The sequence below is a fragment of the Nocardioides sp. NPDC127514 genome, from assembly GCF_040302125.1.
Lineage (GTDB): Bacteria > Actinomycetota > Actinomycetes > Propionibacteriales > Nocardioidaceae > Nocardioides.
Genome location: NZ_JBEORF010000026.1, coordinates 34,844 through 46,660, shown reverse-complemented (window position 1 = coordinate 46,660; position 11,817 = coordinate 34,844). Strand labels below are relative to the sequence as shown.

Annotated in this window: 9 protein-coding genes; 6 read left to right on the top strand and 3 right to left on the bottom strand. The window is 71.5% G+C overall.

What is annotated here, in order from left to right; translation table 11 throughout:
- Together ABTX24_RS20500 and ABTX24_RS20495 are read right to left on the bottom strand one after the other, a co-directional pair.
- On the bottom strand, window positions 1–660 hold the full coding sequence (locus ABTX24_RS20500) for a response regulator (protein ID WP_350842165.1): 660 nt from the start codon (window positions 658–660) through the stop codon (window positions 1–3).
- Window positions 657–1,904, bottom strand: coding sequence for a sensor histidine kinase (locus ABTX24_RS20495; RefSeq protein ID WP_350842163.1), 1,248 nt, complete (start codon window positions 1,902–1,904; stop codon window positions 657–659). The genes ABTX24_RS20500 and ABTX24_RS20495 overlap by 4 nt, the downstream gene beginning before the upstream one ends.
- Window positions 1,905–2,048: 144 nt before the next feature.
- Here ABTX24_RS20495 and ABTX24_RS20490 point away from each other — a divergent pair, with 144 nt between their 5' ends.
- Window positions 2,049–2,951 (top strand): CPBP family glutamic-type intramembrane protease, encoded by a 903-nt coding sequence (locus ABTX24_RS20490; RefSeq protein ID WP_350842162.1) that lies wholly within the window; start codon window positions 2,049–2,051, stop codon window positions 2,949–2,951.
- Here ABTX24_RS20490 and ABTX24_RS20485 read toward each other — a convergent pair.
- The gene (locus ABTX24_RS20485; RefSeq protein WP_350842160.1) at window positions 2,948–4,207 is read right to left on the bottom strand and encodes an MFS transporter; all 1,260 of its coding nucleotides are present in this window, start codon (window positions 4,205–4,207) and stop codon (window positions 2,948–2,950) included. The two genes, ABTX24_RS20490 and ABTX24_RS20485, sit on opposite strands and share 4 nt — an antisense overlap.
- Window positions 4,208–4,311: 104 nt before the next feature.
- Between ABTX24_RS20485 and ABTX24_RS20480 the strand changes: the two genes are divergently transcribed.
- From ABTX24_RS20480 to ABTX24_RS20460, 5 genes are read left to right on the top strand one after another with little or no spacing between them, the layout of a single operon-like run.
- Window positions 4,312–5,751: a pyridoxal phosphate-dependent decarboxylase family protein gene (locus ABTX24_RS20480; protein WP_350842159.1), complete on the top strand. Its 1,440-nt coding sequence runs from the start codon at window positions 4,312–4,314 to the stop codon at window positions 5,749–5,751.
- On the top strand, window positions 5,748–7,094 hold the full coding sequence (locus tag ABTX24_RS20475; RefSeq protein ID WP_350842157.1) for a lysine N(6)-hydroxylase/L-ornithine N(5)-oxygenase family protein: 1,347 nt from the start codon (window positions 5,748–5,750) through the stop codon (window positions 7,092–7,094). The genes ABTX24_RS20480 and ABTX24_RS20475 overlap by 4 nt, the downstream gene beginning before the upstream one ends.
- Entirely contained in the window at window positions 7,091–9,343 is a 2,253-nt protein-coding gene (locus tag ABTX24_RS20470; RefSeq protein WP_350842155.1) for a GNAT family N-acetyltransferase, read from the top strand. Before ABTX24_RS20475 ends, ABTX24_RS20470 begins: the two co-directional genes overlap by 4 nt.
- Window positions 9,340–11,328 carry a penicillin acylase family protein gene (locus ABTX24_RS20465; protein ID WP_350842153.1) on the top strand — a complete coding sequence of 663 codons (1,989 nt, stop codon included), beginning with the start codon at window positions 9,340–9,342 and terminating at the stop codon, window positions 11,326–11,328. The genes ABTX24_RS20470 and ABTX24_RS20465 overlap by 4 nt, the downstream gene beginning before the upstream one ends.
- Window positions 11,319–11,816: a GNAT family N-acetyltransferase gene (locus ABTX24_RS20460; protein ID WP_350720871.1), complete on the top strand. Its 498-nt coding sequence runs from the start codon at window positions 11,319–11,321 to the stop codon at window positions 11,814–11,816. The genes ABTX24_RS20465 and ABTX24_RS20460 overlap by 10 nt, the downstream gene beginning before the upstream one ends.
- Window position 11,817: the final 1 nt, after the last annotated feature.

Below are 11,817 nucleotides of genomic sequence, written 5' to 3'. Positions count from 1 at the left end.
TCAGTGCTCGACGAGCCCCGACTGGTAGGCCCACACCGCGGCCTGAAGGCGCGACTTGACGCCGAGCTTGGGCATCATCCGGGCCAGGTGGGACTTGACCGTGGAGACCTCGAGGACGAGCGCCTGGGCGATCTCCTCGTTGGACATGCCCTCAGCCAGGTGGAGAAGGATGTCGAGCTCGCGGGTGGTGAGGAACTCGCTGGCGCGCGCTGCGGTCACGGGCTGCGTACGCCTGCGGGTGACGACCTCGCGGAGGACCCGCCGTGTCAGCGAGGTGTCGAGGGTGCCGTGGCCGGCGGCGACGGAGCGTACGGCGGCGACGATGGCATCGGGGTCGGCGTCCTTGAGGAGGAAGCCGGAGGCGCCGGCCTCGAGGGCACCGAAGACGTAGTCGTCGATGTCGAAGGTGGTCAGGACGAGCACCGGGATCGGGTCGGCGACGTCCGGGCCGCACAGTTCGCGGGTGGCGCTGATGCCGTCGCGGCCGGGCATGCGGATGTCCATGCAGACCACGTCGGGCCGCAGCGCCAGCGCCCGCTCGACCGCGGCGGCACCGTCCTCGGCCACGGCGACGACCTCGATGTCGGGCTCGGTCTCCAGCAGCGTACGCAGCCCGGCACGCACCAGCGGCTGGTCGTCGGCGACCACGACCCGGATCATCCGGCGACCTCCGCGGTCGCGGTGGCGGGGATCCGCAGCCGCGTCTGCCAGCCGCCCTCGGTGGTCGGTCCGGCCTCGAGCGTCGAGTCGGTCAGGTCGGCGCGCTCCTGCATGCCGACCAGGCCCAGGCCACGCCGACGCGGCGGTTCAGCGGGGATCGGTGACGGCCCGTTGCGCACCGTCACCACCACCTCGGCCGGATCCCGGGCGTCCAGGACCACCTCGCAACGGGCGCCCGGCGCGTGCCGGGCGGCGTTGGCGAGGCACTCCTGCACGGTGCGATAGGCGGAGAGCTGGGCGAGCGGCCCGACGCTCTCGGTGACGGAACCGGCCCCCAGGAGGGAGAGCGACACCTCGAGACCGGCACGACGGGCGTCGTCGACGAGCGAGCCCAGCTGGGACAGGCGCTCGTGCCCGCTCACCTCACCGGCCTGCCCCGGGCTCCGCAACAGCGTGACCAGGCCACGCAGCTCGCGCAGCATCGCAGTGCTCTGGGTGCGGACCTGGCGTACGGACTCCTTCGCGCCGGCCGGGTCGGTGTCGATCTGCCGCTCGACCGCGCCGGTCATCACCGCGATGCCGGTCAGGTGGTGGGCGGCGATGTCGTGGAGCTCGCGGGCCATCGCCGTACGCTCCTCCGCGATCGCCGCGGCGATCTGGGCGGACTGCTCCCGGTCGACGGCGTCCGCGAGATCGGTCCGGGCCGACCGTGCGTCGCGGCGTGCGCGTACGGTGGCGGCGAGCAGCGCCGGAGCGGCGATCACGCCCGCACCCTGGACGAGACCGGCCAGGACCGCGGTGCCGACCGGAAGGCCGATGCTCGTCTGGCTCAGGCAGGTGCCGAGCGCGACCAGCAGCCCGGCCCCGGTCAGCGCCCCGGTCAGGGCCCGGATCCGGCGGGGGAGCGGAGTCGAGGTCACCGCCGACCACACCGCGACCAGAACGGCCGCGGAGGCGAGGCTGGTGGCGTCGCCCGCGCCGCTGACCGCGAGCACGACCGAGGCGGCGGCCACGACCAGCAGCACCGCCAGTGGCCGGGAGCGCCGCTCGAGGAGCACCACCGCCTGGGCGGTGAGCACCACCAGCGCCACCCACCAGCCCGCGCTGCCGAGCGCGGGGCTCCCGCCGATCTCGGCGTCGGCCGAGTCGAGGCCGGGCGCGGCCACCAGCAGTGCGGTGGTGACCAGCCAGACCACCACGGGTGGGATCAGTCGCGGCACCATCCGGGTCGTCTCGTCGCTCACGCCATCATCCTTTCCGCAACCGGTCCCGGTCGCCAGCATCTTTCGATGCAAGTGCGGAGGTTCGCTCTTTTGCCCGGCGCGACGGGACCGGCCCCGTTCCTAGGTTCAGGTCAGCAAAGCGACCCAACGCCGAAAGGAACGACCATGACCACAACCCAGCCCGTGACCCGGCCCGTCACCGAACCGGATCACGGCCTACGAGCCTTTGTCACCCGCCACCAGCTCTCCACCTTCTTCGTGCTGGCCCTCGCCGCGAGCTGGCTGGCCTGGACACCGTACGTCCTGTCCAACAGCGGCCTCGGCGTCTGGGACCTCACCTTCCCCGGCGGCATGATCGGCGGCCAGCTCCTCGGGATGCTCCCGGGCGCGTACCTCGGTCCGATCGGCAGCGCCGCGCTGGTCACCGGGCTCGTCGGCGGCCGGGCCGGCCTGCGGGCCTGGGTCGTCGGGATGTGGCGCTGGCGGGCGAGCTGGCGCTGGTACGCCGGGATCCTGATCGGCGTGCCGGCCACGATCATCGTCGCGACCCAGGCCGTCGGCGGGCAGATGGCGGCGCCGTCGCAGGCGTGGCTGATCGTGCTGGTGGCGTACGTCCCCGGCCTCATCCTGCAGATGATCACCACCGGCCTCGCCGAGGAGCCGGGCTGGCGCGACTTCGCCCTGCCCCGGCTGCAGCGGAAGGTCGGACCGCTCGGGTCCGCGTTCGTGCTCGGCCCGATCTGGGCGCTGTGGCACATGCCGCTCTTCCTCACCGACTGGGCCGGCTGGCCGGACGTGCGCTGGTACGCCCCGCTCGTCTTCACGGCCTTCTGCGTCACCTTCGGGATCGTGATGACCTGGGTCTTCAACCGCACCGGACAGAGCCTGCCGCTGGCGATGCTGCTGCACACCAGCGTCAACAACTACGCATCGGTCGCCTCCACCGAGCTCTTCCCGGGCGTCGACGCCGACCGGTTCCAGCTCGCGGTGCTGCTCGCCGCGGGGATCGGCGCCGCCATCGTCATCGTCGCCACCCGCGGCCGGCTGGGATACCGCTCGGCAGGCTAGTCGCCGGCCACCTGGACGGGCTCCCGGAGGGTCTCGGCCTCCGGGGCGCCGTCCTCGGCCGCGGTGAGCAGGAACCGGAGCCGGGTCAGCACCAGGCCCGCGGTGAGGGTGCCGCCGATCACGACGACCGCCCACAGGTGGCCGAGGCCGCTGCCGATGAGCGAGCCGGCCAGCGCCGGTCCGAGGATCTGGCCGAGGGTCAGGGTGAGACCGAGGGAGGCGTTGTAGCGGCCGCGCAGGTGGTCGGGGGCGATGGTGTTCGCCAGCCCGGTCACGATCGGCGCCCACAGCGTCTCGCCCAGGCCGAAGATCGCGAGGCCGACCACCACGGCGGCGATCGCGCCGGCGACGGGCATCAGGTCGGCGGCCGCCAGCACGCTCCAGGCCAGGGACCAGGTCAGCACGGCGCACGCCAGTGCAGTCGTACGCCGCCACCGGGAGGTGAGCCGCAGCAGGATCACCTGCCCGCACACGATCACGGCGGCGTTGGCGGCGAAGGCCCAGCCGAGCGCGGTCGCGGGCACCCCGGCCACATCGACGGCGTAGGCGGTCGCGCCGGCCTCGAGCTGTCCGTAGCCGAAGGTCACCGCAAGCACGCCACAGGCGACCAGGGCCACCGCACGCCGGTCGCGCAGCACCTCGCCCCAGGATCCGCCGGCCGGGTTGTCGGCCTCGTCCTCCCCGGCCCGGGCGGGGGAGCGGACCAGGAAGGCCAGCACCGCGGCGTAGACGAGATAGGCGACGGCGTCGCACAGGTAGAGCACCTGGAACGTCTCCGGACGCGCGACGTCGATGAGGAACGCGCTGACCAGACCACCCACGCCGATGCCCGCGTTCAGCCCCAGGAAGGCGAACCCGTAGGCCCGCTCGCGGTCCTCGGCCGAGACCATCCCGGCCAGCAGAGTCGTCGTGCCCGGCCACAGGGGAGAGGCGCCCACGACCACGCCGGCCAGCACCGCCATCGTCGGCACGGTCCCGTCGACGAAGCCGAGCGACCCGATCGAGACGGACTCCACGATCAGCGCGGCGATCAGGACCGCGCGAGGCCCGAAGCGGTCGAGGAGCGCTCCGACACCGGGGGCGGCCGCCAGGCCGACCAGGCCCATCCACGCGAACATCCAGCCGGCGGTCGACGACCCGAGATCCTGGACCTGGGCCATGTAGACGTACAGGAACGGAAGGGTCAGACCGTTGCCGAGGGAGGCGAAGGCGAAGCCGGCGAGCACGCGACGAGCCTGGGTGGGGGAGTGCGGCACGGGTGTGATCGTCCTCTCTCTGGCCCACCTGTCTGGCGGGGACGCGTTTAGGGTAGCCTCACTTAGGTTCGCCTAACCTAATCCCCCCGTGTCGAAGGAGACCAGTGAGCGCACCGCACTTGGAGCATCTGTTCCACCCCGACAATGCTCGTGAGTACACCAGCGGCATCACCGAAGCAATCCGGCTGCTCGTCGACCAGCTCGCCACTCTCGAGGGTCCCACCACCGGAATCTCGCCCGAGGAGGCAGCAGTACCGGTCGCCGAGGTCGACCTGGACAACCCCCTCGTCGACGGCGCCGCAGCGCTGGCCGAGGTCAGCAAGCTGTGGCTCCAGGATGCGGTCTGGTTCCACGACCCCTCCTATGCCGCCCACCTCAACTGTCCGGTCGTGATCCCCTCCCTCGTCGGGGAGCTGCTGATCGCCGCCGTCAACACCTCGATGGACACCTTCGACCAGTCCGTGGGCGGTACGTTCATGGAACGTCGTCTCATCGACTGGACCGCGGCCCGCGCGGGCTACCCGGAGGCGACCCGCGACGGCATCTTCACCAGCGGCGGCAGCCAGTCCAACCTGCAGGCGCTGCTCCTGGCCCGTGGTGAGGCGGAGCGCCGCGGCGTACCTCTGGACCGGCTGCGCTTCCTGACCTCCGCGGACAGCCACTTCTCCATCGCCAAGTCGGCTCGCCTGCTCGGCATGGGCGACGCGGCCGCGATCGCGATCCCGACCGACGCCGAGCACCGGATGGACGTCGTCGCCCTGCGCGAGGCGCTCGACGAGTGCGTCGTCGACGGTCTCGTCCCGGCCGCCGTCGTGGCCACCGCCGGGACCACCGACTTCGGCGTCATCGACCCCCTGCACGCCATCGCCGACGCCTGCCAGGACTTCAACGTCTGGTTCCACGTCGACGCGGCGTACGGCGGCGGGCTGCTCGCCTCGCCGAAGTATCGCCAGCTGCTCGACGGCATCGAGCGGTCGAACTCGATCACGATCGACTACCACAAGACCTGGTTCCAGCCGGTCTCCTCCAGCGCGCTCCTGGTCCGCGACCTGGCGACCATGCAGCACGCCTCCTGGTACGCCGACTACCTCAACCCGCGCGAGTCGGAGAACCCCAACCAGGTCGACAAGTCCCTGCAGACCACCCGCCGCTTCGACGCGCTCAAGCTGTGGCTCACGCTGCGCACGATGGGCCCCGACCAGATCGGCGCCTACCTGGAGACCGTGATCGATCTCGCGCGCGAGGTCTACGACATCCTCAGCGTGCAGCCCGACATCGAGGTCATCACCCCCTCCCAGCTCTCCACGGTCGTCTTCCGCTACGCCGACCCGCACCTGGACGAGGAGGCTCTGGGAGATCTCAACCGGCGCATCCGCGCCGAGATGTGGAGCGGCGGCCGCGGCGTCGTCGCCGCGACCAAGGTCGACGGCCGGCAGTTCCTCAAGCTGACGCTGCTCAACCCCAAGGCCTCCGTGCAGGACGTACTCGAGATCATCGAGCAGGTCCGTACGCTGGGCCGCGCTGTTCCGGAGGTCGCCCGATGACCACACCCACCGCCCCCGCAACGGTGTTCACAGCCACCGATTCCCGCGTCCATGACCTGATCGGCATCGGGCTCGGACCGTTCAACCTCGGTCTGGCCGCCCTCGCCGACCCGATCGACGAGCTCGACTGCCTGTTCCTCGAGGGCCGCGACCGGTTCGACTGGCACCCCGGGATGATGCTCGACGAGGCCACCCTGCAGGTGCCGTTCCTCGCCGACCTGGTGACGATGGCCGACCCGACCTCGCGGTTCAGCTTCCTCAACTTCCTCAAGCAGACCGGCCGGATCTACCCGTTCTACATCCGCGAGAACTTCCTGCCCCACCGGCGCGAGTACAACCAGTACTGCCAGTGGGTCGCCGAGCGGCTCGACTCGGTGCGCTTCGGCCAGCAGGTCATCTCGGTGGAGCACGACGGGGAGACGTACGTCGTGACCACCGCCTCCGGCGAGACGCATCGGACCAGGCGGCTGGTGCTCGGGACCGGGACGACCCCACGCGTCCCGGAGTGTGCGGCCGAGGCCGTGGCCGCGGAGGGGCCGGCGCTGCACAGCGCCGAGTACCTGGCCCGCAAGGACGAGCTCGTCACCCGGCGCAGCATCACCGTCGTCGGCAGCGGCCAGTCGGCCGCCGAGGTCTACCTCGACCTGCTGACCGCCCAGCCCGACCACGACTACCAGCTGGCCTGGCTGACCCGCAGCCCGCGGTTCTTCTCGATGGAGTACACCAAGCTCACCCTCGAGCTGACCTCCCCGGAGTACTCCGCCTACTTCCAGGCGCTTCCGAGCGAGAAGCGCGAGCGGCTGCTGAAGGCGCAGCAGAGCCTCTACAAGGGCATCTCGGGCGACACCATCGACGCGATCCACGAGGCGCTCTACACCCGGTCGGTCACCGAGGCGGCCGAGACCACGCTGCTGACCAACACCGAGGTGCGCGGCGTGACCCGGACCGAGAGCGGCTACCACCTCGCACTGCACCACGTGGAGCAGGAGGAGGACTACGAGATGGCGACCGAGGCGCTCGTCCTCGCCACCGGCTACCGCGCCGGCATCCCGGCGTTCCTGGAGCCCGTCCGTGACCGGCTCCGCCTGGACGAGCAGGGGCGCTACGCCGCCAGCTCGACCTTCTCGGTCGACACCGCCGACCGCGAGATCTGGGTCCAGAACGGCGAGGAGCACACCCACGGCTTCGTCGCACCCGACCTCGGCATGGGGGCGTATCGCAGCTCGGTGATCCTCGCCGCGATCCTCGGCCGGGAGCCGTACCCCGTCGAGAAGCGGGTCGCCTTCCAGGAGTTCGGCGTCCCCGACAGATTCAAGCTTCAGCCCACGGAGGAGAACCGATGAGGATCACGATCGAGCCCCTCGAGATCGAGGCCCACCTCGCCACCGTCCACTCCTGGGTGACCCACCCGCGCTCGGCGTACTGGATGATGCTGGACGCCACGCTGGAGGACGTCGCCGCGGAGTACGCGCGGATCGCCGGCCACCCGCACCACGACGCCTGGCTCGGCCGGGTCGACGGCGTGCCGGCGTTCCTGGTCGAGACCTACGACCCCGCCCGCAGCGAGCTCGCCGGGATCACCCACGTGCCCGACCTCGCCGCCGGCGACCTGGGCATGCACGTCCTGGTCGCGCCGACCTCCGGCGAGCCCGTCTCCGGCTACACCACTCGGGTCTTCCGGGCGGTCATGCGGCACTGCTTCGCGGACCCCGGCGTGCGTCGCGTGGTGGTCGAGCCGGACGTACGCAACGAGCCGATCCGGCGCAAGAACACCGAGGCCGGCTTCGTAGAGCTGCGCGAGATCAGCATCGGGGAGAAGACCGCGATGCTCTCGGTCTGCACCCGGGAGATGTACGCGGCCGCCCACCTGCGCCCGGAGAACCTGCGCGTCGCGCACCGTCACCTGGTCGCCAAGGCGATCGCGGAGTTCAGCCACGAACGGATGATCGCGCCCGTGGCCACCGACACGGGCTGGGAGCTGCAGGGGCCGTCCTCGACGTACGCGTTCACCGGGCGCCGCTTCCAGCTCGAGCACTGGGTGGTGGACCCGGCCTCGATCGTCCGGACGAGCGGAGGTGAGGAGGCCGAGGTCGACGCGCAGGCGTTCGTCGCCGAGTTCGCGCCCGATCTCGGGATCCCGGACAAGCTGCTGCCGACCTATCTGGAGGAGCTGGCGGCCACGATCGCCTCGGCCTGCTGGAAGCTCGAGCACCAGACGCTGACCGCCGCCGACCTGGTCGACGCGGACCACCAGAGCGTCGAAGGTGCGATGAGCGAGGGACACCCGGCCTTCGTCGCCAACAACGGCCGGATCGGCTTCGACATCGACGACCACGCGCGCTGGGCGCCGGAGACGAGCAACGACCTGAGCCTGCTGTGGGTCGCCGTCTCCCGGGACCAGTCCCACCTGGCCCTGGGCCGCGGCGAGGACGAGCAGGCGCTCTACGAGGCCGAGCTCGGCGAGGCGACGCTGGCCCGGTTCGCGGCGAAGCTGCGCGGACTCGGGCTGGACCCGGACGGGTTCCGCTACCTGCCGGTCCACCCGTGGCAGTGGCGCCACAAGCTCGCGGTCACGTTCGCCACCGACGTCGCCGCGCGCCGGATCGTGCTGGTCGGCGAGGGCGAGGACGTCCACCGCCCGCAGCAGTCGATCCGGACGTACTTCAACACCAGTCGTCCGGAGCGGCACTACGTCAAGACCGCGCTGTCGATCCAGAACATGGGCTTCATGCGGGGGCTCTCGCCGGCGTACATGGCGGCGACCCCGGTCATCAACGACTGGGTCGCCGACCTGGTGGAGGGCGACGCGGAGCTGAAGGAGCGCGGTTTCGGGGTGCTTCGCGAGCTCGCCTCGATCGGCTGGACCGGCGACGTGTTCCACTCCCTGCCCAACCCGTCGCCCTACCGGAAGATGATCGCCGCTCTGTGGCGGGAGTCGCCGGTGCCGCGACTCTCCGAGGGGGAGCGGTGCGCGACGATGGCGGCGCTGCTCCACCGCGACGCCGCCGGTGCCTCGTACGCGGCCGAGCTGGTCCGTGCCTCCGGGCTGCCCGCCCGGGAGTGGGTGCGCAGCTACCTAGACGCCTACCTGCGCCCGCTGGTGCATTGCCTGCTGGCGTACGACCTGGCGTTCATGCCGCACGGCGAGAACCTGGTGATGGTGCTGCGCGACCACGTCCCGGTGCGGATGTTCATGAAGGACATCGGCGAGGAGGTGGCGGTGATGGGTGACCTGCCGCTGCCCGAGGAGGTCTCCCGGATCCGCGGATCCTTCCCCGACGACGTCAAGGCGCTGGCCGTCCACACCGACATCTTCGACGGGGTGCTGCGCTACGTCGCCGCGATCCTCGATGATGAGGGGGTGCTGCCGGAGACCGAGTTCTGGGCCGAGGCCCGGGCGTGCATCGTCGACCACGCTGCCGACCACCCCGAGCTGGCCGACGCGGTCGCGCGCTACGACTTCCTCCGCCCGCGCTTCCGGCACTCCTGCCTCAACCGGCTCCAGCTGCGCAACACCCTGCAGATGGTCGACATCACCGACCAGGCCGAGTCGCTCATGTTCGCCGGCACGCTGGCCAACCCGATCGCATGAGCTGTCTCCTTCGGGACGAGTGGGGCATCCCGCATGTGCGGGGTGCCTCGCTCGCCGAGGTGGCCCGGCTGCAGGGCTGGGCCACCGCGCGGGACCGCGCGTGGCAGCTCGAGATCGAGCGGCTGCGCGGCGAGGGCCGCACCGCCGAGCTGCTCGGCCCGGCCGGGCTCGAGTGGGACGCCTTCGCCCGCCGCGCTCGGCTGGCGGCGGTGGCGCAGGCGGCCTACGAGCGGCTCGACGCGGAGACGCAGGGGTTCCTGACGGCGTACGTCGAGGGCGTCCGCTCCGGCCTGGAGGGGGCGTCCTGCCCGGAGCTCGACGGGCCTGACGGGCTCGGGCCCGCGCCGGGGACCTGGCAGCCGTGGACGCCGCTGGCGGTCTTCTGGGTGCAGCAGATCCTCTTCGGGTCGTTCCCCTCGAAGCTCTTCGGCGCCCGAGCGGCGCGGGTGCTCGGGGCCGACGCCGAGCTGTTCCACACCGAGGGGCTGTCCGGTGGCTCCAACGCGTACGCCGTCGGCGGCGGCCGCACCCGGTCCGGTCTGCCGCTCGTGGCCGGTGACCCGCATCGCGTCTTCGAGGCGCCCAACGTCTATCTCCAGGTGCGGCTGGCCTGCACCGATCCCGACGACCCTTTCGATGTCGTCGGGATGACCTTCCCCGGCGTACCCGGCGTGCAGCACTTCGCGCACGCCGGTCAGGTCGCGTGGGGGATCACCAACGCGATGGCCGACTATCAGGATCTCTACCGCGTCGACCTGCGCTCGGGCGGCGATGTGGTGCGTCGCAGCGTGGAGACGGTGCTCGTCCGCGACCAGGAGCCGGTCGAGGTCGAGATCCTGGAGACCGACCGCGGACCGGTGGTCCTTGGCGGTTTCGACGAGGGCTGGGGAGAGGTGCTGCGCTCACCCGGTCACGAGCTCGCCGACCTCGGCTTCGGGGCGCTGCTGCCGCTGCTGCGGGCCCGTTCGGTCGCCGATGTCGAGGCCGCGGTGGAGCACTGGGTCGAGCCGGTCAACAACTGGGTGATCGCCGATGTGGCCGGCGACGTCGTCCACACCGTCGGCGGCCGGGTCCCGCGGCGGGACGAGGCGGGGGAGTGGACCGGCTGGGTCGACCCGCTTCCGCGGCGTACCGCCTCGGCGGATGGTTCTGTCGTGACCGCCAACGACCGGTGCATGCCGGAGTTCGACGTGCTCGCGACCGGCTTCGCGCCGCCGTTCCGGGCGCACCGGATCGCGCAGCTCCTCGACGAAGCTGGACCCCTCGACACTGAGCAGGCGGTCGCGGTCCTCGCCGACACGATCCAGACCGCCGGCGCGCCGCTGCTCGGGCTGGTCCCGGCCGATCTGCGACCCCAGGCACTGGCCGGGTGGGACGGCGCGATGGACGGCTCGCCGGGCGCGGCCTGGTACGCCGCGCTGCGTGCCGAGGTCGTCGACCGCGTCTGCGCGGCGCCGGTGCTCGCGCCGCTGCGGGAGCCGTCGGAGCACGGGCCCCTCTACGAGCCGTGGTTCAGCCTGCCCGCGCGGGTGGCCGGCGCCCTGCACATCATCCTGGCCGCGGAGAAGCCCTTCGGTCTGGACCCGCGAGCCCTCGTCGCCGAGGCGGCGAAGGCCGTACGCGACGCCGGCAGCGAGCCGACGCCCTGGCCGGAGGAACACCGCTTCTGGCCGCTGCACGCGCTGGAGCAGTTCGACCTCCCGCACACGCGGACCGCCCCGGCCACCCCTCTGTCCGGCGACACCGACACGGTGCGCTGCAACGCCTGGATCCCGGGCACCACCGTGACCGTCCGGGGCTCGGTGGCGCGCTACGCCTGGGATCTGGCTGACCGCGAAAACAGCCGTTGGGTCGTACCCCTCGGTGTCAGCGGATCCCCGGACAGCCCCCACCACATCGATCAGCACGACGCCTGGGCCAGGGGAGGCGCGGTCCGCGTCGTCACCGACTGGTCCCTGCTCACCGAGGAGAAGACATGCCCCTGACCATTCGTGACCTGGAGCCGTCGGCCGACATCGACCTGTTGTGCGGCTGGCTGCACGACGATCGGGCCCGGTTCTGGGGCATGGTCGAGAAGCCGCGCGAGGAAATCGAGGAGATCTACACGTGGCTGCAGGAGCAGCCCCATCTGGCTGCGTACATCGTCGAGGTCGACGGCGATCCGGTCGCGCTCTTCCAGACCTGGGATCCCGAGGTCGACGAGCTCGGCACCTTCTACGATCGCCGCCCCGGCGACATCGGCGTCCACCTCTTCTTGGCCGACACCCCGATCCGGAAGGGCCGGACGGAGGAGGTCCTCGAGTTCTTCATCGAAGAGGTCATCTCCAAGTCCGGCGCCCGCCGCGCCGTCGTCGAGCCCGACGCCTCCAACGAGGCCTCCCTCGCCAGGCTCGACGACTTCGGTTTCAAACGCGGCCCTGTCGTTCAGCTTCCGCACAAGGTCGCCCAGTACGCATTCCTCGACCTTCCCTGAC